A 25,530-nucleotide genomic window follows, 5' to 3' on the forward strand; every position below is an offset into this window, starting at 1 on the left:
CTGTTTTAGGTTAGCCTAAATATTGATGAGCGACCAAGGAGCGTGGACGAGACGGAACGTCCTTCGAACGGGAGGAGCGATCGCTGGCGTGAGTGCACTTGCCGGCTGTATCGGCGGCGACGGGAACAGCGGAAACGGCGGCGGATCGTCGGAGGGAGGGCCGTACACCGTGTCGATGCCGCCGGTCGGCGAGGTCGAATTCGAGAGCGTCCCGGAAAACTGGGCCACCAATAACGGTAGCTGGGCCGACATGGGGGTCGCGCTGGGCCAGAAGCCGCCCGCGGCAATGTACAAGACGGGACGGTACCACACGCAGTACTACGACGAGATTCCGGACGTGAGCGTCGACAAGAGCGGCATGACATCGCTCTGGGGAGACGGAAGTCTGACTTCGGAGGAGTTCATGACGCTGAGCGAGAACGTTGACATGTTCGTCATGGACCCGAACTTCGTCGTCGGGAGAGCCGACGGCTGGAAACAGAAGGACATCGACCGAATAGAGGCGACCGGAACGCCGTTTTTCGGCAATAGCATCTTCTCGACCGGCTACGGCTGGCACGACTACGACTACCTCTCGCTGTACGAAGCCTTCGAGAAGCTATCACAGGTATTCAAACAGGAAAAGCGTTACCAGAAGTTCGCTTCCCTCCACGACGAGTTCCAGTCGAGCGTCGAGGAGATCGTGCCACCGGAGGGAGAGCGGCCGAACGTCGCCATCATGTGGGCAACTGAGGGCGAGATGGGCTCGTTCTCGCCGTACCTGATCGGCGAAGGAACGAGTTTCAAGCAGTGGCGCGACCTCAAAGTCAGAGACGCGTTCGCCGAGACGGACGTGCGAGACTTCCACAGCACGCGCGGGAAGGTCGGCTACGAGACGCTGCTCGAGATCGACCCCGATTACATTATGTTCCGCGGGCAGGAAGACAAGACCGCCGAGGAGTTCCAGAACGCGATCGTCTCCCAGATGGAAAACGACGACGTTGCCCGCGAACTGAGCGCCGTTCAAAACGGCAACGTCTACCGTGGCGGCCCGCTCTATCAGGGACCAATCACGAACCTCGTCGTCACCGAGCGAGCGGCTCGGCAGGTGTACAACATCGACAAGGAACTCTACGACCGTCAGGAAGTCAGTAACATCGTCAACAGCGATAGCTGACGAGCGATTTCGCGACCCCGTTTTCGGCGCGTCCGACGGTGACACTCGAGTCACGAGGCCACCTCGAGGCGAGCCGTGACGACCGGTCCGAGCGCCGGCTACTGTGAACTCGTCCAGTCGAAATCTCGAGGTGACGCTGACGCCGCCTCGTCGTCGGTACTCGGCTCTACAGTGGACTCCGAGTCGTCGTCCGCCACAGCGGAGTCGACTACGTGGGCGTCGGCGGACGGGAGGCCGCGGTCCGTCGCCGCCGGTTCGATCGCAGCGGAATCGGATGGTTCGGCCGAGACCTCGAACGAGGAGAGCGCGTCGGCGAGTTCTCGCGCGCGCTCGGACAGCGACGTGGCGGTGTGCGAGACCTCGACGAGCGAGGAGGTCTGTTCCTCGGCTGCTGCCGCGACCGTCTCCGCCTCGACACTGGTCTCTTCGCTAATCGCCGTCACGTCGTCGGTCATCGTGACGACCTCCTGGGTCGCGCCGGCCTGCTGTTGGGTCGCCGCCGAAATCTCCTGGACGCCGTCGTTGGTCTCCTCGACGAACGCCGAGATTTCCTCGAGCGCATCGACCGTCGTCTCGACCGCACTCCGGTGGTCCGCGATCCGCGCGTCGGTCTCCCGGACTACGGCCGCGACCTGCTCGGTCTGGGCGCTGACCCGCTCGAGGCGCTCTTCGATATCCGTCGCGGCCTCCTGCGTGTCCGCGGCGAGAGACTTGACCTCCTCGGCGACCGCGCTGAACTGGGCGTCTTCGGAACTCGAGCGTGCGGCCTCGATGCTCGCGTTCAGCGCGAGCATGTCCGTCTCCGCCGTTACGTCACCGATGAACTCGAGGAGGTCGTCGATCGCCTCGATTTCGGCCTCGAGCCGGTCGACTTCCGCGACGGCGTCGGTCGCCTCGTCCTCGATGGCGTTCATCCCGGCGATCGCACGCTGGGCGGCCTCGCGGGCGTCCGCGCTCGTCGACGCAGTCCGTTCTGCGAGGGAGGCGACTTGCGAGGAGGTCGCGGCGATCTGCTGGGTGGTCGTCGAAAGCTCGTCGATCTCGTCGCCGATCGCCGCGAGGTGGGTGCTCTGGCGCTCGGCACCGTCGGCGATCTCCTGAACGGACGTCGTCACCTGTTCGGAGGCCGATCGGACCTCGACGACGCCGTCGGCCGTCGACGCGGCGGCCTCGTCGACCGCATCGGCGAACGCCCGCGTCGCCGCCACCGTCGTCTCGAGGTCGTCCATCATCGCATTGAACTCGGTCGCGACCGTCGCCATCGCCTCGCTCTCGGCGTCGGGGTCGAGCCGTCGCGTGAGGTCGCCGTCGGCGCAGGCGCGCATCGTCTCACCGTAGGCGTCGGCCGTCCGCTCGAGTTGCCGGGAGAAGCGCTCGGACTCGGTCCGAGCCCGCTCGGCCTCGGCCCGCGCCGCCTCCGTCTCCTCGAGGCGCTCGCGCAGTGACCGGCGCATCCGGTCGATCGACCGGTAGAGGTCGCCCAGTTCGTCGGACCGGTCTGACTCGAGGGATTCGTCCAAGTCGCCGTCCTCGATCGCCGCAGCCCGTTCGGCGAGGTCCTGAAGTGAGCCGGCGGTGTTCCGACCGACGGTCGCGCCGAGCAGGAGGAAGCTCCCGAAGACCACGGCGAGCATCGCCAGAATCTGCGTCGAGATGTCCGACTGCAGCGAGTAGGCCTGCGATGCGGGGACGCGAGCCGTCAGCGTCCAGTCCGCGTTTGTAAGCGCCGCGTAGCCGACGACGGTGTCGCCCGACGTGTTTCCGTCGGCCGCGAGCGAGGTCGTCCCGTTGGCCGCCGAGACGGCCGACGAATCGAGGGCGTCGTCTTCGAGCAACAGCGATCGATCCTCCGCGAGAACGACGGTCCCGTTTCCATCGACGACGATCACGTCGTTGGTCTCGTCGGAGCCGATCATGTACTGCGACAGCGACTCGAGGTCGACGAGACCGACGACGATGCGATCGGCCTGACCCGGAACGCGGCTGACGGCGAGTAGCGCGGGCCGCCCGCCGTCGGTGCGGAACGGGGCAGAAAAGACGACCTGAGACTCGTCTGCCGTGGCGGCAGCAAGCCGATCGCGGACCGTGGCGCTCAGGTTACCGTCGTCGATGACCGCGTTCGTTCCCGCGCTGGCGCGGACGGCCCCCGTCTCCGCGTCGACGTAGTAGGCCCCCTCGAACGCGGTCCGGTCGTTCATGCGGTGTAACGAGTCGGCGATCGCGACCCGGTCGTCGTTGCGAAACGCGACCGACCGGGGCAGCGATCCCAGATAGCGCTCGGTGGACCGAAACCAGATATCGAGTCGATTGGCGTCCTTCTGTGCGTCGCTGACGAGTTGCGACTCAACGTCGGTCCGGAGTTCGTTCCCGGTATGCGCATAGATGCTCGCACCGAAAAGCCCTACCACCAGAAAGACGACGACGAGCGCGGAGAGAAATCGAAGCGCATAGCTGCGCCGAACGCCCGGAACACCCTCCCACGGATTCGGAATCATCGAATAGGGGATTCGATGCACCATTCATGTAAGTCGCTAAGAGTGTTACGTATGACTATAGGTAGCATGCATTCGATACTGAACTCGCAACCGAATTCACCGGAAGGCCTCGGCCCTACGAGCGGCCGCCGGTATCGGGACAGCCACCCCAGTCCGAACCGCTGAAATACCGTGCCACCATACGAACGTGCGTGTCGAAGCAGGTCCCGCAGGTCGAAACGATCTTTTGTCACCAGACCGGCGACGACTACCTCGTCGTCGTCGAACGCGACGGAAAACGGCTCTTCCGAGCGAAACTCGAGCTCTCGGAGACCTCGGCCGGCCCCCGCCCCGCGAAGTTCCGGCTCAAGGACGGCTCGAGCGAGGAGCCCCGCCAGCCCGACGAGTTCGTCGAACTCGCTCGCCGTGCCGAGCGTATCCGCGTCTCCGAGCAGACCTCCCCCGAAGCCCGCCGGGAGCTGACGGAGATGCTCGCGGGCTACCAGCTCGAGGACAAGGCCAAAGCCGTCCGGACCTGCCGGTACTGCGCCTCCGCAGGCCGCTATTCGCCGGTGACGACCGAGACCGCCGTCAAGGACGACGAAGACTGGATCTGCCGTGACTGCGCGCGCCAGGAACTCGAGCGCCAGCTCTCCTTTTCCGGCGGCGGCGACGTGACCGGTGCCGCGAAAGAGCGCCTCGAGGACCTCATGATGGAGGTTCAGGACTTAGAGCGGATCGTCAACCTGCTCAAGGGCCGTCTCGATCCCGACCTCACGAAGTTCGATACCATTTCGGCGACGACCGACGAGGTCGATCCCGTTCGGACGGACTCGCTGAACCTGCACCCGGGGCTCCAGGGACTACTCGAGGACCGGTTCGAGACCCTACTACCCGTCCAGAGCCTCTCGGTCGAGAACGGACTGTTCGATGGCGAGGACCAACTGGTCGTCTCGGCGACGGCGACCGGGAAGACCCTCATCGGCGAGATGGCCGGGATCAATCGCGTGTTAAACGGCAAGGGGAAGATGCTCTTTCTCGTTCCCCTCGTCGCGCTGGCAAACCAGAAGCACGAGGACTTCAAAGACGAGTACGGCCACCTCGTCGACGTCTCCATCCGCGTCGGCGCGAGCCGGATTGCCGACAACGGCAACCAGTTCGACCCCAACGCCGACGTGATCGTTGGCACCTACGAGGGAATCGACCACGCCCTGCGGACGGGCAAGGACATGGGCGACATCGGCACCGTCGTCATCGACGAGGTCCACACGCTCAAGGAAGACGACCGCGGCCACCGCCTCGACGGCCTGATCTCGCGGCTCAAGTACGTCTGCGAGCAACGGGCAAAGCGCCGCGACGACTACCAGGGAGCGCAGTGGATCTCCCTCTCGGCGACCGTCGGAAACCCCGAGCAGTTGGCGGCGGGCCTCGAGTCGACGCTCATCGAGTTCGAGGAGCGGCCCGTCCCAATCGAGCGCCACGTCACCTTCGCGGACGGCCAAGAGAAAGTCCGGGTGGAGAACAAGCTGGTCAAACGCGAGTTCGACACCGAGTCCTCGAAGGGGTATCGCGGCCAGACGATCATCTTCACGAATTCCCGGCGGCGCTGTCACGAGATTTCGCGGAAACTCGACTACTCGGCCGCACCGTACCACGCCGGCTTGGACTACGGACGCCGGAAGGAAGTCGAGCGCAAGTTCGGCGACCAGGAGCTGTCGGCGGTCGTGACGACCGCCGCGCTGGCCGCGGGGGTCGACTTCCCGGCCTCACAGGTCGTCTTCGATTCGCTGGCGATGGGCATCGAGTGGCTCTCGGTCCAGGAATTCCACCAGATGCTCGGCCGCGCAGGCCGGCCAGACTACCACGACGAGGGCAAGGTGTACGTCCTCGTCGAACCCGACTGCACCTACCACAACTCGATGGAGATGACCGAAGACGAGGTCGCCTTCAAACTCCTCAAAGGGGAGATGGAATCGGTGATGACCCACTACGACGAGGCCGCGGCCGTCGAGGAGACGCTGGCCAACGTCACGGTCGGCGGAAAAGCCACGAAGGCGCTCAGCGACCGAATGATCGGCGAGATCCCGACGAAACACGCGATCGGAAAACTGCTCGAGTACGATTTCATCGACGGCTTCGAACCCACGCCGCTCGGTCGTGTCGTCACCGAACACTTCCTGGCACCCGGCGAGGCGTTTACCCTCGTCGACGGCATTCGGAAGGACGCCCACCCCTACGACCTCGTTGCGGACATCGAACTCCGCGACGAAGAGTTATAACGCCGTGTCACTGCAGATCGATACCCACCGATAGCGAAGCTCGGAGCGGCCGTAACCGTTTTTGCTGACCTGTTTGCGGCCGGAACGATAAAGGACGAGAGGGACCAATCGATGGCCGACGCGGGGAACCGCACGCAGCATTGTCACCATGGACACGAGTACGCCAGCCGCGATCGACCCACCGGCGAATGTCCTGCTCGTCCATCCGAAACGGACGGAGCCGGAGACCTGCGATCAGCTATGTCACGATGACGGTGGCACGGCACGTCTCTCGGTCACGTTCGCGGACGAAGAGCCAGATTATCCGGACGAGGACGCAGTCGACGGAAAGCACGGACAGCTCACGGTCGGGAACGTGTTGACCGCCGACGAGTCAGTGCCGGACTTCGACCGGTCGGTCGTCACCGACTCGGTGACCGATCCGACCGACCTCTCGGCGATCGGCGTCGCGATCAGCCGCTTTTGCAAACACTGGTCCGAGGCCGACGAGGACATCACGGTCTGTTTCGACTCGCTCGACGGCCTGCTTCGGCACACCTCGCCGAAGGAGGTCTTCCAGTTTACACACGTCCTCACTAACCGACTCGCGAACGTCGACGCCTACGCTCACTTCCACTTCGACCCGACGCGCCACGAAGACCGCGTCGTCTCGACGTTCGGTACGATCTTCGATGCGGTCGTCGCCGACGACGCCGACGAATCGCTCCCGGAAGCGACCGACGAGGAGGTCGCAACGCTCCTCGCCGAGTGGGAAGACGAGCCGACGATCGACCTCGAGCCCGACGCCAGTACCGAGGCGACCGACGAGGACATCGCCCGAATTCTCGGCAAGTGAGTCCGACTGCGAGAGCGGTCAGAACGCGACGCCGACCAGCGACAGCGCGATCACGAGTACAGAGCCCGGGACACCCCCGATCGCGACGACCGCGAGGACGATCGGCGTCACCGCGACGCCGACACCGAAGACGACCTGTGCGATATACAGCACCACGAGTCCGGCCACCGCGTTGACGATGAAGGGTCTGGCCGTCTGAACGAGTTGGGCCGCGCCAACCAAGACGACGAGCACGAGGACCAGAAGCAGGATCTCGAGGCCAGTCATAGCGAACGCTATCACGGCAACGGCCAAAATCGTTCGGCCTAGCTTCCGTCGCTGCGACATAAGGGGAAACCATCCAATCTGGCACGGCGACCGACCGACAAGTGACACCGAGAGGAGAACGAAACGCTTTATGAGGTCGGGACGGTAGCAGGGATACGGGATCGTGGGTTAGCTTGGTATACTTCGGGCCTTGGGTGCCCGTGACCCCGGTTCAAATCCGGGCGATCCCATACGTACAAAATCGAAGTGGAGGGGTTCGCCATTTCTCTGCGTCCGTTCTCATACCGGTCAGTGGCTGATCCCGGCTACTATTGGGGTGACGGCAGCGTCCGATAGTAGCTGCTGAAACGATTTCCACACCAATCGCAAAGCAGTCCATCATCGTGGCCGCGCGGACGACCGACGTTCATCGACTGGGCACTGATCTGACTCGAGGCAAGACCCCGACATGCCGGCGGACGACCCCCGACGGACTCGGTCAGTTTCACCGCGGTATACGACCATTTATACCCGATGGCAGCCCTAGAAGGGTGCAATGGCGCAAGCGGGTAATTCCGAACTCGTCGACTCTTTCGAGCAGTTTTTTCGCAACTACTACGACAACGAGATCAAACGGCTTGCGCAGCGCTACCCCAACGAACAGCGATCGCTGCACGTCGACTGGCAGGACCTCTATCGATTCGATCCCGATCTCGCCGACGACTTCATCGCCCAGCCCGAACAGCTACAGCGCTACGCCGAGGAAGCGCTTCGGCTGTACGACCTCCCGATCGACGTGAGCCTCGGGCAGGCCCACGTCCGCGTTCGAAACCTCCCCGAGACCGAGTCCCCCGAAATTCGGGAGATCCGCGCCCGGGACATGAACTCCCTCGTCCAGGTCCACGGGATCGTCCGCAAAGCAACGGACGTCCGCCCGAAAATCGAGGAAGCCGCCTTCGAATGTCAGCTCTGTGGCACGCTCACCCGTGTCCCCCAGTCCAGCGGTGACTTCCAGGAACCCCACGAGTGTCAGGGCTGTGAACGGCAGGGACCGTTCCGCGTTAACTTCGACCAGTCCGAATTTGTCGACTCCCAGAAGATCCGCATCCAGGAGAGCCCCGAAGGGCTCCGCGGCGGCGAGACGCCCCAGTCACTGGACGTCAACATCGAAGACGACATCACCGGTGAGGTCACCCCCGGCGACCACGTCTCCGCGACCGGCGTCCTCCGACTCGAGCAACAGGGCGACCAACAGGAGAAATCGCCCGTCTTCGACTTCTACATGGAGGGCATGTCCGTCGACATCGACGAAGAGCAGTTCGAGGACATGGACATCACCGACGACGACAAGGAAGAAATCGTCCGGCTCTCCTCGAGCGAGGATATCTACGAGCAGATGGTCGACTCCATCGCGCCGTCTATCTACGGCTACGAACAGGAGAAGCTCGCGATGATCCTCCAGCTATTTTCGGGGGTGACAAAGCAGTTACCCGACGGCTCGAGGATTCGTGGCGACCTTCACATGCTCCTGATCGGGGACCCCGGTACTGGGAAGTGCGTTCGCGGTAACACGATGGTCACACTCGCGGACGGCCAAGACGTTCCGATTCGCGAACTCGTCGAATCGAATCTCGACGCTCCGACGCCGATCGACGATGGCTGGTACGACGAGATCGATCTCGAGGTTCCGTCTCTGCAAGACGACGGCTCGATCGCCCTGCAGCGAGCGACGAAGGTCTGGAAGCGCGAAGCACCTGACCGAATGTATCGCGTGCAGACCTCGAGCGGTCGTGAACTCGAGGTGACGCCGTCGCATCCGCTGTTCGTACCCACTACCGACGGCGTTCGGCCAGTTCGTGCCGACGACCTCTCGATCGGGGACGCCGTCGTCACGAGTGGTACCGGTACAGGCGGTCAGCCGGCTACGGCCCCCGTACTCACTGACGGCGGGGCGGCTATTACACCGACGACTGTCACCACCGATCGAATCAGTTCGATCGAGACGGTCGAACCCGATTACGAGTGGGTATACGACCTCGAGGTCGAAGGCACCCACAACTACATCTCGAACGGGGTTGTCTCACATAACTCTCAGATGCTGGGGTACATCGAAAACATTGCACCCCGGTCCGTCTACACCTCCGGGAAAGGGTCGTCCTCGGCGGGGCTGACGGCCGCCGCCGTCCGAGACGACTTCGGCGACGGCCAGCAGTGGAGCCTCGAGGCCGGCGCACTCGTCCTCGCCGATCAAGGGATCGCAGCAGTTGACGAGCTAGACAAAATGCGGTCGGAAGACCGGTCAGCTATGCACGAAGCCCTCGAGCAGCAAAAAATATCTGTGAGTAAGGCCGGTATCAATGCAACTCTTAAATCTCGCTGTTCGTTACTCGGCGCGGCAAACCCCAAGTACGGCCGGTTCGACCAGTACGAGCCCATCAGCGAGCAGATCGACCTCGAGCCGGCGCTGATCTCGCGGTTCGACCTCATTTTCACGGTCACGGACACGCCCGACGAGGAGAAAGACCGCAACCTCGCCGAGCACATCATCACGACCAACTACGCCGGCGAATTGACCACCCAGCGCGAGCAGATGAGTTCGCTCGATGTCAGCGCCGACGAGATCGGCGAGATGACCGAGCAGGTCAATCCAGAGGTCGACGCCGAACTTCTGCGGAAGTACATCGCCTACGCCAAGCAGAACTGTCACCCGCGGATGACCGAAGCGGCCCAAGAAACGATTCGGGACTTCTACGTAGACCTGCGCTCGAAAGGGACCGACGAGGACGCTGCCGTTCCGGTCACGGCCCGAAAGCTCGAGGCGCTGGTTCGACTCGCGGAGGCGAGTGCCCGCGTTCGGCTCTCGGACACGGTCGAGCAGAACGACGCCGAACGGTCCGTCGAAATCGTCCGCTCGTGTCTGCAGGATATCGGCGTCGACCCCGAGACCGGCGAGTTCGACGCGGACATCGTCGAGGCCGGCACCTCGAAGTCCCAGCGCGACCGGATCAAGAACCTCAAGCAACTCATCAGCGACATCGAAGAGGAGTACGACGACGGCGCGCCGGTCGACATCGTCATGGAACGAGCCGACGAGATTGGGATGGACCAGTCCAAGGCCGAACACGAGATCGACAAGCTCAAACAGAAAGGCGAAGTCTACGAGCCGAGTACGGACACGCTCCGGACGACGTAGATCACAGGTCGTCGATCGCAGTGACCGTCGACCGAATCGTTACCGGCACGACATCGGCGACATCGGCCGCGTCGGCCTGCGTTACCGTCGGCCAGTCCTCGCGTTCGCCGGCGGCTTTGTAGAGACAGGCCGCGGCAACGCCGCTTGGCTTTCGGCCGCCGATCCGCTTTGCCTCGAGCAACGCCTCGAGGTGGTCCATTGCTCGGGTTTCGATGGGTGTCTCAAGGCCGAGTTCCGAGGCGAACCGCGGGAGATACTCAGCGGGATCGATCGGCCCGGTCGGCAGACCGAGCTCTCGGTTCATTGCGTCGTAGGCCGCCGAGAGTTCGTCGGCGTCGGCGCGCGCGATAGCGACGATCTCGTCGATCGTTCGGGCGTTCGAACTGGTCCGGCAGGTCGCGTAGACGGTAGCGGCGGCAAAGCCCTCGAGAGAGCGGCCCTGAAAGAGCCCCTCGGACTGTGCGGAGTCGAAGAGGACACAGGACTGCTCCCGGATGGCGTCGGGCAACGAGAGTCGAGCGGTGATCCGTCTGATCTCCGTGAAGCCGTACACCTGATTTCGGTCGGCTTTCGTGGCGATGCGAGCGCGGTTGTGTTCCCGACGGAGTCGCGTGATCTGTCGGCGCTTTCGACCGGTCAGTCGAGTCCGCCGAGCCGACCCGGAACCGGTGCCGTAGCCGATCTTCGTCGAGAGCCCGCGGTCGTGTCTCGAGCGGGTCAACGGTGCACCGGTCCGCCGTCGGTCGACGTCATCGTCGTCGAACGATCGCCACTCCGGTCCGCGGTCGATCGCGTCTTCGCCGGCGACGAGTCCGCACTCTTCACACACCGCTTCGGTACCGCTCCACCGTAATCTGCTGTTGCACTCGGGGCAGACCACAGACGAATCAGCGTTTGACATGAATACCTCCTCCCGTCCGTTACTATCACGCCTGTAGTATTTAAAGAAGTGGAGATGTTTAACGGATCAGAAAAGAGTCGAAAGGCGGAATTGGAGTGTCATCGACCGATCAACCGCGAGAGGAGAGGGCGTGACCGCGACGCCGGCCCGGACCGTTCTGGGCCGTCTGCATCGTCACGGTCGGCCAGCAGCCGTTCGTACTGATCGATGACGTCTTGACGCCGTTGCTCGCTCGTTTCGACCGCTCGCTCGAGCGCGGCGACTCGAGCGCGGAGTCTTGTTCGTTCAATTCGGTAGGTGAGCGGGAGTTCGAATCGGCCAGCGTCGACGGTGGACGACCGTCGGAACGGACTCTCGAAGCGGGAGTCCGTGCCGGGAGTCGGACCGATCGACGTGATCCGGGACCGCTCGTCGATGGCGGTGACGGGAGTGTAGCCTCGTTGCTCGGCGGACATGGCTCGTCACAGATTACCACACGAATTCGGAAAAAGGTCAGTCAGTCGGGTGTCAGACGCGTCCGACGAGCGTCGTGCGTCCGACCGACGTGACGACGTTAGCGGTCGAGGTGCTCGAGCACCCCTTGCATGTCGGCGGGGACGGGTTCGGGATCGCCACCGGCGGCGGCTGCGGCGTCGGGGTCTTTGAGCAGGTGGCCGGTGGTGAGACAGGCGACGCGCTCGTCGTCACCGACGATGCCCTCGTCGCGGAGTTTCCGCAGTCCGGCGACGGAAGCGGCAGAGGCGGGTTCGACGCCGATCCCCTCGCCTGCGATATCGCGCTGGGCCTCGGTGATCTCCTCGTCGGAGACCGCGACGGCGGTGCCGTCGGTCTCGCGGATGCCGGGGAGGGCTTTCGGCGCGTTGACCGGGTTACCGATCCGGATGGCGGTCGCGCGCGTCTCTACGTCGTCCCAGCGACGGACCTCGTCGGCTCCGTTCTCGATCGCCTCGACCATCGGCGCGGCACCCTCGGCCTGGACACCGGTCAGTTTCGGCACGTCGCGTTCGTCGAGCTCGCCGGCCTGGACGAGTTCGCGGAAGGCTTTGTACAGCGCCGACGTGTTGCCCGCGTTGCCGACCGGAAGGACGATCCGATCCGGGACGGTGTCGTAGTCCGCGAGGAAGCCCTCGAGGATCTCGAGGCCGATCGTCTTCTGGCCCTCGAGTCGGAAGGGATTCAGCGAGTTCAGCAGGTAGGCCTCGCCCTGGCCCGCGAGTTCCTGAACGATGTCGAGGCAGGCGTCGAAGTTGCCGTCGACCTCGAGGATGCGCGCACCGTGGAGACTCGCCTGGGCGATCTTGCCCGCCGCGACCTTTCCTGCGGGGAGGAGCACGAGCGTCTGCATCCCGCCGCGGGAGCCGTAGGCCGCCAGCGCGGCGCTGGTGTTACCCGTCGACGCACACGCGAGTCGGTCGACGCCGAGTTCCTCCGCAACCTTGACCCCGACGGTCATCCCGCGATCCTTGAACGAGCCGGTCGGGTTCATTCCCTCGTGTTTGATCCGCAGGGCCTCGACGCCGATATCGTCCTCGAGGCGGGGAACCTCGTACAGCGGCGTCGCGCCTTCCTGAATTGAAACGCCCGTCTCGAAGGGGAGTGCGTCGGCGTAGCGCCAGACGCCCTGCCCCTCGAAGTCGTCGAACGTCGGGAGGTCGGCGTAGCGGACCTCGAGCAGGCTATCGCAGTCGTCGCAGGTGTATCGGACGTCGTCGAAGGGGGCGAACGTCTCGCCGCAGTCGATGCACTCGAGCCAGACGCCGTCGTCGGCGTTGTCGGGAACGTCCGGCCGGTCAGCGGAGAGGCTGAGACTCATTGTCGGCGAGACGGAGGCGAAGGGGAAAAAGTGAGCGGATTCGGCGCTGCACTCACTGTGCGTCGAAGTCGTCGATCACGTCGTGGACCGTCGCCGTCCAGGCGTCCAGCGCCTCGTGGAGCAGTTCCTTGGCTTCCGGAAGCGCAATGGCGGTGTACTGATAGACGTAGCCGCCACCGTCCAGCAGGCGTCGGTCCCGTCGGACGAGCCCTCGATCGCGCAGCGTCGACAGCGAGCGGTTGACCGTACTGCGATCTCGGTCGAGCGTGGCGGCCAGTTCCTCGATCGTGCTGCCGGGTTGCTCACAGAGGACGAGGTACGCCCGCGTCTCGTGGGTCTCGATTCCGAACACGCAACTCATCACCTCCTCGAACGGCGGGTTCGACCGCTCCATCAGTTCCCCGAGGCGGTGTTGAGGGGTGTCAGTCATGCCCATCCGTACGGGCGAAAACGTGAAAAAATCGCCGCAGCCGGCGTTCGAAGCCGAGGACCCCACGGCCACTACGACGTTACGCGTCCCCACCGTCCGCCCCATATCCCATCTTCTGGATACAGGCCCGCATCTCCCGTTCGCTCTCGTGGCGGTGGAGCCGCGTCGGCGTATCGCAGTAGTACACCGACCCGTCGTACCGCAGCGTCACCTCGTACTCGTCCTGTGCCGCCGTCGTCGTGATCACGACTCGGTGCCCGTCCTCGATCGCGGCCATGATCGCGTCCGTCTCGAGTTCGCCCGCCGCAATGCGAAGCGGGTTCGACATCGAGTTGTTCTGGGACCGCCGGTCCAATGAAGTTTCGTGTCGGACGGTTCGCGCCTGCCGACGGCTGTGCAGCACCGTTACCAGACCGAGATAGCGCTACACGCAGTACGATCGTCTGGTCTCGTATGGCATCAGAGACCACCACTCGAACGGCCGACCGAACCGAAACGAAACTCGAGCCCTGGCAGGCGGGCACCGTCGGCGGAATCGCCGGTGCGATCGTCTTCGGCGCGATGCTGGCGATGCAAACGCCCGGCGTCCTCGAGACCGCGATTCCGGCGCTGTACGGCCTCGAGGGCGGCCTCGCGGGAATGATTCTTCACGTCGCTCACGGGGCCGTCCTCGGCGTCGTCTTCGCCGCGGTGCTCGTCGCGACGGGCCACCCCGATCCGGGGATCGCGACCAGCAGCGCGCTCGGACTCGGCTACGGCATCGTCGTCTGGGCGCTCCTCGCGGCCGTCGTCATGCCGATCTGGCTCTCGGCGGTCGGCTTCGCGATGGCACCCGGCGTGCCAAACGTCGCGGTCGAGAGCCTCATCGGCCACGTCGCGTACGGGTTCGTCCTCGGCGCGGCGTACGCGTTGCTCGAGTGAGAAATCGCAACGGCGGAGCAACGCACTCCCCCGATCAGTCGCCGATACCCCATCCCCAATCGTCACAGCACGACCAGCGCCATCAGGGCCGCGGGCCCTGCCAGCATGAGTAGCGCCGCAAGCAGCAATCTGAACGACATTGTCCACTCGTTTCATCGACGCCACCCAATATAACTGTGCCAGATAGTTAGAAAATAAGTACGCTCAGAGAGAGCTACCAAGACAGTGTTGACTGAGTAAACGATCGGTTTCTTCGACGAGAGCAACATTCAACGGCGTGTCGAGCCGCCGGCGTACAGCCGGCTACTCGAGCAGCCAACTCAACAGCGCCTCCAGGGCCACCTTTTTTCGCTTGGGCTCGTTTCACTCGCCGCTCACGAAAAAATCTGGACCAAAAAACCCGCCCGCTCACTTCGTTCGCGGCCGGTCACTCGAGCAGCCAACTCAACAGTGCCTTCTGGGCATGCAGCCGGTTTTCAGCCTGATCGAAAACGATCGAGCGCTCGCCCTCGATAACGTCGTCGGTGATCTCCTCGCCGCGGTGGGCCGGGAGACAGTGCATGACCGACGCCTCGGGGGCGTGCTCGAGCAGGTCCGAGCAGACCTGAAAGCCCTCGAAGTCGGCCATCCGGACGTCGCGTTCGTCTTCCTGGCCCATGCTGATCCAGACGTCCGTGTAGATGACGTCGGCGTCGGTCGCCGCCTCGACGGGATCGGTCGTGGTCGTCGGATCGCCGCTGAGGTCGCGGGCGCGCTCTACGACGTCGTTGTCGACTTCGTACCCCTCAGGCGTCGCAATCGTCAAGTCGATATCGGTCAGCGCACAGCCGAGCGCGAACGATTGGGCGACGTTGTTGCCGTCGCCGATCCAGGCGGCCGAGACGTCCTCGAAGCCGTCCTCGTGTTCGCGGATCGTCAGCAGGTCCGCGAGCGTCTGGCAGGGATGGGCGTCGTCGGTGAGGCCGTTGACCACCGGCACGGCGGAGTACTCCGCGAGCACCTCGATGTTCTCGTGTTTGAAGACGCGAGCCATCACCGCGTCGACGTACCGCGAGAGCGCACGCGACGTGTCTTTCAGCGGTTCGCCCCGCCCGAGTTGGATATCGTCTTCCCCGAGGAAGATCGCGTGACCGCCCAGCTGGGTCATCCCCGTCTCGAAGGAGACCCGGGTCCGGGTACTTGCCTTCTGAAAGAGCATCCCCAGGGTCTGTCCGGACAGGTCGGCGTGGTCCGCGCCGGCTTCGACGGCGCGTTTGTACTCGTCGGCCCTGTCGAGCACTGCGAGCAGTTCCTCCTCGGAAAGGTCGTCGACGTCGAGGAAATGTCTCGGCTGCGTATCGTTCGTTGTCATGGTATGCAAACTCGTCTGAAATCTTATTGCTCACTGAGCGTCCGCGCGACGCGCTCTAAAACCGCCACCGACTGGTCGAACTCCGACAGCGCCAGTCGCTCGTCGGGCGCGTGATCGAGGTCCGAGTCGCCGGGCCCGTAGGTGACCATCGGACAGTCCCAGTCCCCAGCGTAGATGTTCATGTCGCTCGTGCCGGTCTTTCGCACTAGGCGGGGATCGCCGCCTTCCTCGCGGATGGCGACACGAAACGCCCGTGCGACCTCCGTTCGCGGACTCATCATCACCGGCGGGACCTTGTCCTTCCAGGTCACGGTCCCGACCTCGAGTTCGGCCTCCGCGGCCTCGCGGACGGTGCCGACATCGAGCGCCGGCGGGACGCGCAACTGGACATCCATCGTCGCCTCGACGGAGAGCCCGTCGTCACTGACGCCGCCCTCGATGTCGACCGGCTTGGTCGTCACCTGTTCGAAGACGGGCTCGTACTCGTCGCCCTCGAAGTGCTCTTCGACGGCCGACCACCAGCGGACGGCGTGTTGGATCGCGTTCGGGTCCGGCCGGGAGGTGTGGCCGGACTCGCTGGTCGCGACGTACGTGCCGGCGATCAGTCCCCGATAGCCCAGCGTGATCCCGTCGGCCCCGGAGGGCTCGCCGTTGACGACGGCGTCCGGTGGCTCCTCGCGGTCGTCGACCAGATAGCGCGCGCCCTTCGAGTCGATCTCCTCGCCGACGACGCCGACGAAGGAGACGCCGGTACGGACGGCGGCGGCCGCCATCGCCGCGAGCGGCCCCGTCGCGTCGACGCTGCCGCGACCCCAGAGGACCTCGTCGTCGCCGGTCTCCTCGACCTCGACGGGAATGTCCCCCGGGACGGTGTCGATGTGTGAGGTCAACAACACGGCGTCGTCCGCCGGCGCGCGGACGTTCCCGACCGCGTCGATCCAGACCTCCCGGTCGTGGGCCTCGAAGAAGTCCACGAGGCGCTTGGCCGCTTCGCGTTCCTCGCGAGTCGGCGAGGGGATCGAGACGAGATCGACGAGCAACTCGCGGGCCTCGGCGGCCGACACGTCACTCGAGGGGTCAACGTTCGCGCTCATGATTCGGTGTCAACGACGGTCTCGGTCAGCGCGTCCACGAGCCGATCCGCCTCTGCCTCGCCGATCACCAGCGGCGGCAGTAGGCGGAGCACGGTCCGGCCGGCGGGCAGCGCCAGCACCTGCTCGTTCATCGCCAGATCGCGAGCGACGCGGTTCGCGCCGCGTTTCAACTCGATGCCGACGAGCAGCCCATTGCCGCGAACCTCGCGGACCGAATCGCCAAGCGCCGCCTCGAGTTCGGTGACGAGGTAGTCGCCGAGCTCGGCGGCGTGGGTGGGCCACTCTTCTTCGACCAGCGTCGAGACGGTCGCGTGGACCGCCGCGGCGACGACGGGGCCGCCGCTGAAGGTGGCGTTGTGCGAGGCCGCGCCGTCGGCGATCCAGTCGCGGACCGCGACCGCGCCGACGGGCAGGCCGTTGCCCAGCCCCTTCGCGGTCGTCAGCACGTCGGGCGTGACGCCCGCGTTCTGGCAGGCCCACATCGAACCCGTGCGGCCCATGCCGGTCTGAACTTCGTCCAGTACAAGCGCCGCACCGGCCTCGTCAGTCAGTTCGCGGGCGGTCTCAAGGTAGCCCGCGGGCGGGACGTTGATCCCGCCTTCGCCCTGAATCGGCTCGAGGATCACGGCCGCGGTCTCGTCGTCGACGGCCTCGGCGAGTTCCTCGCCGTCGCCGTAGGGGACGAACTCGACGTCGCCGGCCAGGGGCTCGTAGGGCTTCTTGTACTTGTCCTTCCAGGTAGCCGCGAGCGACCCCATCGTCCGCCCGTGGAACGAACGGGTCGCGGCGACGATCTTCGACTCGCCGGTCGCCGACCGGGCGAACTTCAAGGCGGCCTCGTTGGCCTCGGTCCCCGAGTTGCAGAACCACGCTTGCTCGAGCCCGTCTGGCGTCGACGCGACGAACGCGGCGTAGGCGTCTTCGCGCGACTGTACGGGATAGGAGGAGTCGACGAACGTCAGGTCGCCGACCTGCTCCTGTACGGCCTCGACGACCGCCGGGTGACTGTGCCCCAGCGGCGTGCAGGCGAAACTGGCACCCGCGTCGAGGTACTCTGTGCCGTCGGCGGTGTAGAGGGACGGTCCCTCGCCGCGTTCGATGCCGATCGGCTTGCTGCCGGAGATAAAGTCAAGATCGCTCATTCTGCAGCCTCCGTTTCCGTTTCGTCCGCTTCGTCGGCGAGCGCGCCGGGCTCGAGCGTCGTGCCCGCGCCCTCGAGCGCGCTCGTGATCGGTGCATCGGCGTTCGCCGTCGCGACGATGACCGAGGACGCACCGCCCTCGAGCGCTTCTTCGGCGGCCATGACCTTCTTCGTCATGAACCCTTCCGCGGCATCTGTGACGGCTTCGAACTCCGCGGGTGTGGCGGCCGACTCGATCTTGGTCGACTCGTCGTTGGGATCCTCGTAGATCCCCGACACGTCGGTGAGGACGACGAGATCGGCCTCGAGCGCGCCCGCGATCGCGGCCGCGGCGCGGTCGGCGTCGGCGTTCACGGCGGTGTACCCGCCCGACTTCTCCTTTCCGAGCATAGGAACGGAGACGACGGGCGTGTAGCCGCCCTCGAGGGTCGTCTCGAGCAGGTCGGCGTTGACCGACTCGATTTTGCCCGAGTGGTCGCCGCGCTTGATCTTCTTCTTGCCGTCTTCCTTCACGCGGACGGCGGACTTGCGCTTGCCCTCGAGCAACTTCCCGTCCGTGCCCGAGAGGCCAACCGCGTCGACGCCCTCGTTGTGCAGGCTCTCGACCAGATCGGTGTTGAGCTTGCCGGGCATCACCATCTTGAAGACGTCCATCGACTCCTCGTCGGTAAAGCGCCCGACGACGCCGCCGGGGGTCTCGACGTAGGTGGGCTCCTCGCCGAGGTCCTCGAGGGTCTCGTCGACCGCCGTGGAGCCGCCGTGGGTGAGCACCACGTCCTCGCCGTCCGCGACGAGGCTCGCGACGTCCGCGAGCGCGCCTTCGGGGTCGACGGCGCGTGCGCCGCCGATCTTGACGACGACGGTCATTTACGGTGCCCCCACGGGGTGCAGCCCCGTAAACTCGAGTCCGGCCGTCTCCTCGAGTCCCAGCGCGACGTTGGCGGCGTGGACCGCCTGACCCGCCGAGCCTTTCATCATGTTGTCGATCGCCGAGAAGACGACGATGCGCTTGTTCGAGGGGTCGAGTTCGAACCCGACCTCGGCGAGGTTCGTGCCGGCGACCGCCTTCGGTTCTGGGTAGCGGTAGACGCCGGAGCCGCCCGCGGCCATGCGGACGAACGGCTCATCCTCGTAGCAGCCGCGATAGGCCTGCCAGAGGTCGCCCTTCGAGACGGGCGAACTCGGGAAAACGTGGTTCGTCGCGCTCGCGCCGCGGATCATGTCTACGGCGTGGCAAGTGAAGGCGACCGAGGTGTCGAGGAACTGCTCGATCTCGGCCTCGTGGCGGTGACCCGTCGGCGCGTAGGGACGCACGACGCCCGAGCGTTCGGGGTGGCTCGAGGCCTCGCCGCCGCCGGCTCCCCCTTCCGAGGAGCCGACTTTGACGTCGACGACGACCTGCTCGCCGCCCTCGAGGATGTCGTGTTCGAACAGCGGGTACAGGCCCAGAATGGTCGCGGTGGCGTTACAGCCGCCACCGGCGATCAGTTCGGCACCCGCGAGGTTTTCGCGGTTGATCTCGGGCAAGGCGTACTCCGCTTTCTCGAGATACTCGGGGGCCTCGTGGCCGTCGTACCACTCGTCGTACTGTGCTTCGCTCTCGAGGCGGAAGTCCGCCGAGAGGTCGACGACCGTATCTGCAATCTCGAAAAAGTCGTCGATCTGCCCCATCGAAACGCCGTGGGGCGTCGCCGCGAACAGCACGTCGACGCTCTCGAGATCGTCAGGCTCGGTAAAGCGCAGGTCCGACCCGCGCAGCGGCGGGTGAACAGAGCCGACGCTCTTGCCGGCCTTCGAGCGGCTTGTGACCTCCGTGATCTCGAAATTGGGGTGGCCCGCGAGCAGGCGAAGGAGTTCACCGCCCGTAAAACCGCTGCCGCCGATGACGCTCGCGGTGACCGTCTCAGCGTTTGCGTCCGCGCCGGTCTCGGTGCCGACCGCCATCAGGCGGTCACCTCGAGTTCCGGATCGGCCGCTTGCGCTTTCTCCTCGAGCCAGTCGACGACGGTGCCGGCGATATCGGTCTCAACGGCCCCGTCGAGCGCTTTGAACTCGACGGTGTGGTTGACCTCGTGGACGGTGTACCCGTCTTCGGTCTCCATGAGGTCGATGCCGAGTAGGCCGCCGCCGACGGCATCGCTGGCCTTCTGCACGAGTTCTTTCGCTTCCTCGTTCGGCTCGAAGACGTCCGTCTCTGCGCCCTTGGCGGCGTTGGTGATCCAGTGGTCCGAGGAGCGGACCATGCCGGCGATGGGCTCGCCGTCGGTCGCGAGCACGCGGATGTCGCGGCCCGGTTTCTCGACGAACTCCTGAACGTAGAACACCTTGTGCTCGTAGTGGCCCAGCGTCGCCTTGTGCTCTAAGATCGCCTCCGCGGCATCTCGGGAGTCGATCTTGGCCATCAGACGGCCCCACGAGCCCACGACGGGTTTGAGGACACAGGGATAACCGAAGTCCTCGATTGCCTCCATCGCGGTCTCCTTGGTGAAGGCGACCTTCGTCTCGGGCGTGGGCACGCCCGCCTGCTCGAGCGCGAGGCTATTTTTCACCTTGTCCGCGCAGATATCGGCGGTCTCGTGGCTGTTGACCACGGGGATGCCGTACGCCTCGAGGAACTGCGTGGCGTACAGGCTCCGGCTCGTGGCGAGACAGCGATCGACGACGATATCGAGGTCCGCAAACTCGTCAGGGGCGTCCGAAATGTCGAACGTCTGCTTGCGAACGTCGATCTTCGTCACCTCGTGATCGCGCTCGCGGAGCTCGTTCAAGAGGAGCTTCTCGTCTTTGCGAATTCGTGAATAGAGTATACCTACGTTCACGCGAGCCACCTCTGGCTAGTCGTGAGAGGCTCGCTACGAGCCCCTCGAGTCGTGTGTGCAGGGCGGGCCGATGTCGTGCCCGTCTGCAAGGTCACTCACCCCAGTCCTCTTCGAGCTCGGGGGCTCGCTCGAGGACTGGCGGCTCGGTGTCGACGACTTCCAGTTCGGCGCCACAGGTCGTACAGTCAACGATCTCTCCGACTTCCAGATCGTCGTGCAGGGACACCTCGGCCCCACACTCGACGCATTCAGTCATTGTACTCGCACGTGGGAGCGCGGATCCCTTAAAGCCTTCGAACTTAACAGCAAAATTATACTATCTGCACACCCCTCTAACGGGACGAGGACGCCATCAAACCGCAGCTTTATTTTGACATATCATGAAGTCGGTAGGTAATCCCCTCGCGGGGATCGTCGCCGAACCGGCCGCCCGACAAGCCGCGATCGCGGCGCCCCACTCGTCGGTCTCGTCGGCGGTGACAGCTCAGACATAGTCGTTCACCGCCGACCGAAGCTGTTCGTGGGCCGCCTCGAGCGCCTCAGTCAGCTCTTCGTGTCCGTCCTCGTCTGCCGCGAGCGCCTCGCGGGCCGCCTCGAGTTGGTCTACAACCGCCTCGGGGGCAGGCCCTCCTTGCGAGTCGCGGCTCGCAACGCTCTCGACGGGGTCGAGCGCGCTCTCGACGGCTTCGGGTTCGACGTGGGCCTCGAGCGATTCGCCGAGGACCTCCTGGGCCGCGGACTCGAGGGTGTCGTAGTCCGCCCCGTTCGCTCGTGGTTCGTCACCGCTCGCGTTCTCCACGGAACTGCGTTCCGCGCTATTTTCGGCCGCGATCGCGACCAGTTCGTGCGCGGTCCGGAACGGCAATCCGTTCGCCGCCAGCAGGTCCGCGACGCCGGTCGCCGTCGAGAAGCCAGCGCCGGCTTCGGCGGCCAGCGTCTCCTCGTTCCAGTCGGCGGTCGCGACCGCGCCGGCAGCGACCTCGCTGGCCTCCGTCACCGCGTCGACGGTCTCCCAGGCGTGGGTCGTCGCCCGCTGCAGATCGCGGTTGTATGCGCGGGGCAGTCCCTTGAGCGTCGTCGTTAGCCCCTGGACGCCGCCGGCCGCGTCGCCCGCGACCGCGCGGACGAGTTCCAGCGTGTCCGGATTCTTCTTCTGGGGCATAATCGACGACGTCGAGGAGTAGTCGTCCGCAAGATCGACGAAGCCGCGGTTTGCGAAAATGATCACGTCCTCCGCCAGCCCCGACAGCGTCGTCGCGTGAGTGGACAGCGCCTGCACCGTCTCGAGCAGGAAATCGCGGCTCGAGGAGGCGTCCATCGAGTTGGCGACGACATCCTCGAAGCCAAGCAGGTCGGCGGTGCGCTCGCGGTCGATGTCGAAGGTCGTTCCCGCGAACGCGGCCCCGCCGAGCGGCGACTCGTTGATCCGCGCGTAGGCCTCACGCAGGCGCTCGGTGTCGCGGCGCACCGCACCCTCGTAGGCCAGCGCCCAGTGGGCCACGGTGGTCGGCTGAGCGGGCTGGAGGTGGGTGTAGCCGGGCATGATCGTCTCCCGGTGCTCGTCGGCCACCTCGGCGAGCGACTCGCGCAGGGCGAGCGTCGTTTCGATCGCCTCGAGGACGTCCTCGCGCAGGCGATATCGGATGCAGGCCGCGACCTCGTCGTTTCGCGAACGCGCAGTGTGCATCTTGCCGCCGTCAGCGCCGACGCGCTCGATGACAGCCGTCTCGATGGCCTCGTGGACGTCCTCGCCGTCGGGCAGGGAGCCGTGACCGTCGACCTCGATCGCGTCTAGCGCCGTGAGGATCTCACCGGCCACGTCGTCCGCGGTGATGTCCTGCTCGGCGAGCATAACCGTGTGCGCGCGGTCGACCTCGAGGTCGGCCGCGAAGATTCGTTCGTCGGCTGCGAGCGAGGAGAGGAAGCTCCGGGCGGGGCCGCCGCTGAAGCGGTCCCGGCGGACGACTCCGTCGTCGTCCCCGCCGTCAGTCCGCAGTCCATCGGACCGCGTACCGTCGTCGGGAGCACTCTCCTCGGTCATGGTTACTCGTCCTCGCCGCTGCCGTCGGTTGCGATCTCGGTCTCCTCATCCGCGGCGTTGGCGGCGATCGCCTCGTTCGCGAGACGGCGCTGGAAGCCGTGGTACTTCGCGACGCCGGTCGCGTCCTCCTGTTTGATCTTCCCGACCGTCTCGGTGTCGAAGGAAGCATGTTCAGCGGAGTAGGCTGCGAACTCGCTGTCGCGGGCAACCGGACGGGCCCGACCGCCCTCGAAGCGGATCGTGACGGTCCCCGTCACGCGCGTTTGGGTCTCGGCGATGAAGCCCTCGAGTGCACTCATGAGCGGCGCGTCGATCAGGCCCTCGTAGCCCTTCTGGGACCACTGCTGATCGATCTGCTGTTTGAACTGGCGTTCCTCCTGGGTGAGGACGAGGCCCTCGAGGGCCTCATGGGCGGACAGCAGCGTCGTCGCACCGGGGTGTTCGTAGTTCTCGCGCACCTTGAGCCCGAGCATGCGGTCTTCCATCATGTCGGTGCGGCCGACGCCGTAGCTGCCGGCAAGTTCGTTCAGATGCTCGATGAGTTCGACGGGCTCGTACTCCTCGCCGTCGACGGCGACGGGATACCCGTTCTCGAAGGCGATTTCGATCTCCTCGGTCTCGCCGGTGGGCTCGTCAGTCCACTCGTAGATATCCGTCGGCGGAACGTAGCTCGGGTCCTCCAAGTCGTCGCCCTCGACCGAGCGACTCCAGATATTGGTGTCAATCGACCAGTCACCGCCGCTGCCACCCTCGACGGGGAGGTCCTTCTCGGCGGCGTACTCCTGTTCCCACTCGCGGGTGAGGCCGAGTTCGCGCACGGGGGCGATGACCTCGAGGTCCGAGTCGCGCCAAACGGCCTCGAACCGCAGCTGGTCGTTGCCCTTGCCCGTACAGCCGTGGGCGATGCCGGTACAGTCCTGTTCCTGTGCGACCTCGAGGATCGCTTCCGCGATCACCGGACGGGCGAGCGCCGTTCCCAGCGGGTAGCCCTGATAGGTCGCGTTCGCGCGAACGCTGTCGAAACAGAGGTTTGCGAACTCGTCTTTCGCGTCGACGACGTAGTGCTCTAGGTCGAGCGCTTCAGCGGTCTCCTCGGCTTCCTCGAATTCCGAGGCCGGCTGGCCAACGTCGACGGTGACGCCGATCACGTCATCGTATCCGTATTCTTCCTCGAGCAGCGGGACACAGACAGTCGTGTCCAGGCCGCCCGAAAACGCAAGTGCCACGCGGGTCATGTCGTACTCGAAGCCACTCCCAGGAAGGACTTAAGATCATTGGTTTCATTTCCGGAAATAAACGATAGAGCGGCTGCTGACGGAGAATTATGCGGTTTCGGGGCCAGTGGAACGATCCAGGAACGTGGAGTGAAGTAGAATACGGGCTCAAAGGGCCCGTCGCGGTCGCCGCACTCGAGCGACGGTCCCGTCGGTGGCGAAAACGGCGAGCAGAGTGCCGACGGACTGGGTCATTGGGGAAACGGTGTCGATCCACAGTATTAAATCCTGCTACATAGCCTGCTCGCGGGTGAAAGCGGAACGCACCGGTCTCGAAGCCCGAGGTGGCGTCGTAGCCGTGAGGAAAACAGGCAACGTGCCGACAGTCGAAGGCCGTTACGCGGAATGAGAGTGACGTTCAGTGGCTACGATAGCTGCTCCCTCGTAGACGTCTCAGCGTCCTTGGCGAGTAGGAACACCGAAGGCCAGGTCGAAATCACTCCTCGTCGGGCAGCGTCAGGACGTTTTCCCGGCCGATCCGAAACACGTCGATCTTGTCGTCCTCCCGCAGGTCGCCGACGACTTGACTCGTCTTGGCCTCGGTCCAATCGAGTTCCGAGACGACTTCCTGTTGTTTGATCCGGCCGCCGCGGTTCTCGAGCAGGCGCAACACTCGTTCCTCGTTGCTCAGCAGTTCCGGCGGTGGCTCGTCGACGGTCGAATCGTCGTCGCTCGAGCCGTCGGTCCGTCGGACGGTCTCCGTGGAGGCGTCCGTCGGCACGGTATTGTGCCGCCGGCGTCGACCGAGCAGCCAGCCGACGGCACCGACGGTTGCAAGCAGGGCCAGAGCCAGAGCGACGATGGTCCATGGCATCGGCGGCCCCTGATCGGGATTGGCTGGTTCAGTCGTTGCACCGGTGTTCTCGACCAGAATGATCCGTGGCTGGCCGTCGGTGAACGATGTCCCCTTACCGTTCCAGGTGACCGAGCCGTCGGGCGTCTCGCTGGGCGCGGGGTCGACCTGTGGCTCGCCCTCGTGCTGGTAGATCGCGTACGACTCCGGCCAGTGGAACTGCAGGGTCGTCCCGTCGTCGAGCGTGAGCCCGGAGAGCGCAGCCCCCGCCTCGATGCGGTTGAGTTCGACGAACGCGAACTTAGACCACTGGAAGGAGACCGTGACGTGGCCGATCGTCCGCGGTGCGGTGTTTTCCTCCGTAGTGATCGAGACGTTCGAGATATTCATGTCCCGGTCGGTCGCGTTTTCCCCCGCAGCGAGGGTTTTAATCCACTTCGATCGTTCGTCGGCGACGTACGCAGACGTATTCGTCTCGATATCGGTGCGGAGCCGGTCCCATTGAGACGTGGAGTTATTCCCTCGATCGAGATGGAACTGGTAGTCGACGGACAGCTGTGCCGAACCGTTCTCGGCAATGAAAACGTCGATATGGATCTTATCGGCGTCCTCGAGCGTCATGCTCTCGTTACCGCCGTTGTCGGCCTGTAGCGCCATACGGTGGGCACTGGTATCCGCCACAGCGGCGGTCGAGGCCGGCACGGACGTGATCGAACAGGCCACCACGAGCACCCAGATAAGGGCTCGAAGCCCCTTCCCGTCCATTACC

The 25,530-nt window shown here is 64.9% G+C and carries 22 protein-coding genes and 1 tRNA gene; 6 read left to right on the forward strand and 17 right to left on the reverse strand.

Going from position 1 to position 25,530, the window contains the following annotated elements:
* Nucleotides 1-25 precede the first annotated feature (25 nt).
* The gene (locus ACJ70B_RS07755; RefSeq protein ID WP_408959828.1) at nt 26-1,156 is read left to right on the forward strand and encodes an ABC transporter substrate-binding protein; all 1,131 of its coding nucleotides are present in this window, start codon (nt 26-28) and stop codon (nt 1,154-1,156) included.
* Between the two features lie 98 nt (nt 1,157-1,254).
* Here ACJ70B_RS07755 and ACJ70B_RS07760 read toward each other — a convergent pair whose 3' ends face one another.
* Complete coding sequence (locus ACJ70B_RS07760; RefSeq protein WP_408960088.1) at nt 1,255-3,651, reverse strand: methyl-accepting chemotaxis protein; 2,397 nt, start codon at nt 3,649-3,651, stop codon at nt 1,255-1,257.
* Nucleotides 3,652-3,842: 191 nt separating this feature from the next.
* Between ACJ70B_RS07760 and ACJ70B_RS07765 the strand changes: the two genes are divergently transcribed.
* Together ACJ70B_RS07765 and ACJ70B_RS07770 are read left to right on the forward strand one after the other, a co-directional pair.
* Nucleotides 3,843-5,909: a DEAD/DEAH box helicase gene (locus ACJ70B_RS07765; protein ID WP_408959829.1), complete on the forward strand. Its 2,067-nt coding sequence runs from the start codon at nt 3,843-3,845 to the stop codon at nt 5,907-5,909.
* A gap of 148 nt (nt 5,910-6,057) precedes the next feature.
* Nucleotides 6,058-6,744, forward strand: coding sequence for a hypothetical protein (locus ACJ70B_RS07770; protein ID WP_408959830.1), 687 nt, complete (start codon nt 6,058-6,060; stop codon nt 6,742-6,744).
* An 18-nt stretch (nt 6,745-6,762) separates the two neighbouring features.
* Here ACJ70B_RS07770 and ACJ70B_RS07775 read toward each other — a convergent pair whose 3' ends face one another.
* Nucleotides 6,763-7,011 (reverse strand): pro-sigmaK processing inhibitor BofA family protein, encoded by a 249-nt coding sequence (locus tag ACJ70B_RS07775; RefSeq protein WP_408959831.1) that lies wholly within the window; start codon nt 7,009-7,011, stop codon nt 6,763-6,765.
* 157 nt (nt 7,012-7,168) lie between these two features.
* On the opposite strand from ACJ70B_RS07775, the gene ACJ70B_RS07780 reads away from it, so the two are divergent.
* A tRNA-Pro gene (locus ACJ70B_RS07780) sits at nt 7,169-7,241 on the forward strand.
* Between the two features lie 305 nt (nt 7,242-7,546).
* A complete protein-coding gene (locus tag ACJ70B_RS07785) occupies nt 7,547-10,183 on the forward strand; it encodes an ATP-binding protein (protein ID WP_408959832.1) in 2,637 nt (878 codons plus the stop codon).
* A gap of 1 nt (nt 10,184) precedes the next feature.
* On the opposite strand, the gene ACJ70B_RS07790 is transcribed toward ACJ70B_RS07785, so the two are convergent.
* From ACJ70B_RS07790 to ACJ70B_RS07810, 5 genes are all read right to left on the reverse strand, one after another.
* The gene (locus ACJ70B_RS07790; RefSeq protein ID WP_408959833.1) at nt 10,185-11,084 is read right to left on the reverse strand and encodes a transcription initiation factor IIB; all 900 of its coding nucleotides are present in this window, start codon (nt 11,082-11,084) and stop codon (nt 10,185-10,187) included.
* 98 nt (nt 11,085-11,182) lie between these two features.
* Entirely contained in the window at nt 11,183-11,539 is a 357-nt protein-coding gene (locus ACJ70B_RS07795; RefSeq protein ID WP_408959834.1) for a hypothetical protein, read from the reverse strand.
* 98 nt (nt 11,540-11,637) lie between these two features.
* On the reverse strand, nt 11,638-12,897 hold the full coding sequence (thrC, locus tag ACJ70B_RS07800; RefSeq protein WP_408959835.1) for a threonine synthase: 1,260 nt from the start codon (nt 12,895-12,897) through the stop codon (nt 11,638-11,640).
* A gap of 52 nt (nt 12,898-12,949) precedes the next feature.
* On the reverse strand, nt 12,950-13,327 hold the full coding sequence (locus tag ACJ70B_RS07805) for a helix-turn-helix domain-containing protein (RefSeq protein ID WP_408959836.1): 378 nt from the start codon (nt 13,325-13,327) through the stop codon (nt 12,950-12,952).
* 79 nt (nt 13,328-13,406) lie between these two features.
* The gene (locus ACJ70B_RS07810) at nt 13,407-13,655 is read right to left on the reverse strand and encodes a hypothetical protein (RefSeq protein ID WP_408959837.1); all 249 of its coding nucleotides are present in this window, start codon (nt 13,653-13,655) and stop codon (nt 13,407-13,409) included.
* A gap of 125 nt (nt 13,656-13,780) precedes the next feature.
* On the opposite strand from ACJ70B_RS07810, the gene ACJ70B_RS07815 reads away from it, so the two are divergent.
* Entirely contained in the window at nt 13,781-14,248 is a 468-nt protein-coding gene (locus ACJ70B_RS07815) for a histidine kinase (protein WP_408959838.1), read from the forward strand.
* Between the two features lie 427 nt (nt 14,249-14,675).
* Here ACJ70B_RS07815 and argF read toward each other — a convergent pair whose 3' ends face one another.
* From argF to ACJ70B_RS07865, 10 genes are all read right to left on the reverse strand, one after another.
* Nucleotides 14,676-15,599, reverse strand: a complete 924-nt coding sequence (gene argF / locus ACJ70B_RS07820) for an ornithine carbamoyltransferase (RefSeq protein WP_408959839.1) — start codon at nt 15,597-15,599, stop codon at nt 14,676-14,678.
* Between the two features lie 23 nt (nt 15,600-15,622).
* Nucleotides 15,623-16,693: a [LysW]-lysine hydrolase gene (locus ACJ70B_RS07825; RefSeq protein WP_408959840.1), complete on the reverse strand. Its 1,071-nt coding sequence runs from the start codon at nt 16,691-16,693 to the stop codon at nt 15,623-15,625.
* Nucleotides 16,690-17,835: an aspartate aminotransferase family protein gene (locus tag ACJ70B_RS07830; RefSeq protein WP_408959841.1), complete on the reverse strand. Its 1,146-nt coding sequence runs from the start codon at nt 17,833-17,835 to the stop codon at nt 16,690-16,692. The genes ACJ70B_RS07825 and ACJ70B_RS07830 overlap by 4 nt, the downstream gene beginning before the upstream one ends.
* Entirely contained in the window at nt 17,832-18,701 is an 870-nt protein-coding gene (locus tag ACJ70B_RS07835) for an acetylglutamate/acetylaminoadipate kinase (protein WP_408959842.1), read from the reverse strand. The genes ACJ70B_RS07830 and ACJ70B_RS07835 overlap by 4 nt, the downstream gene beginning before the upstream one ends.
* Nucleotides 18,702-19,778 (reverse strand): N-acetyl-gamma-glutamyl-phosphate reductase, encoded by a 1,077-nt coding sequence (argC, locus tag ACJ70B_RS07840; RefSeq protein ID WP_408959843.1) that lies wholly within the window; start codon nt 19,776-19,778, stop codon nt 18,702-18,704.
* Nucleotides 19,778-20,653 carry a lysine biosynthesis protein LysX gene (gene lysX, locus ACJ70B_RS07845; RefSeq protein WP_408959844.1) on the reverse strand — a complete coding sequence of 292 codons (876 nt, stop codon included), beginning with the start codon at nt 20,651-20,653 and terminating at the stop codon, nt 19,778-19,780. The genes argC and lysX overlap by 1 nt, the downstream gene beginning before the upstream one ends.
* Before the next feature lie 91 nt (nt 20,654-20,744).
* Nucleotides 20,745-20,909: a lysine biosynthesis protein LysW gene (gene lysW, locus ACJ70B_RS07850; RefSeq protein WP_005554620.1), complete on the reverse strand. Its 165-nt coding sequence runs from the start codon at nt 20,907-20,909 to the stop codon at nt 20,745-20,747.
* A gap of 228 nt (nt 20,910-21,137) precedes the next feature.
* Nucleotides 21,138-22,694, reverse strand: a complete 1,557-nt coding sequence (gene argH / locus ACJ70B_RS07855; RefSeq protein WP_408959845.1) for an argininosuccinate lyase — start codon at nt 22,692-22,694, stop codon at nt 21,138-21,140.
* 2 nt (nt 22,695-22,696) lie between these two features.
* On the reverse strand, nt 22,697-23,929 hold the full coding sequence (locus ACJ70B_RS07860; RefSeq protein WP_408959846.1) for an argininosuccinate synthase: 1,233 nt from the start codon (nt 23,927-23,929) through the stop codon (nt 22,697-22,699).
* 475 nt (nt 23,930-24,404) lie between these two features.
* Nucleotides 24,405-25,526: a helix-turn-helix transcriptional regulator gene (locus ACJ70B_RS07865; protein ID WP_408959847.1), complete on the reverse strand. Its 1,122-nt coding sequence runs from the start codon at nt 25,524-25,526 to the stop codon at nt 24,405-24,407.
* Nucleotides 25,527-25,530 lie beyond the last annotated feature (4 nt).

Origin of the sequence: Natrinema sp. 74, assembly GCF_046097095.1 — an archaeon.
Taxonomy (GTDB): Archaea; Halobacteriota; Halobacteria; order Halobacteriales; family Natrialbaceae; genus Natrinema.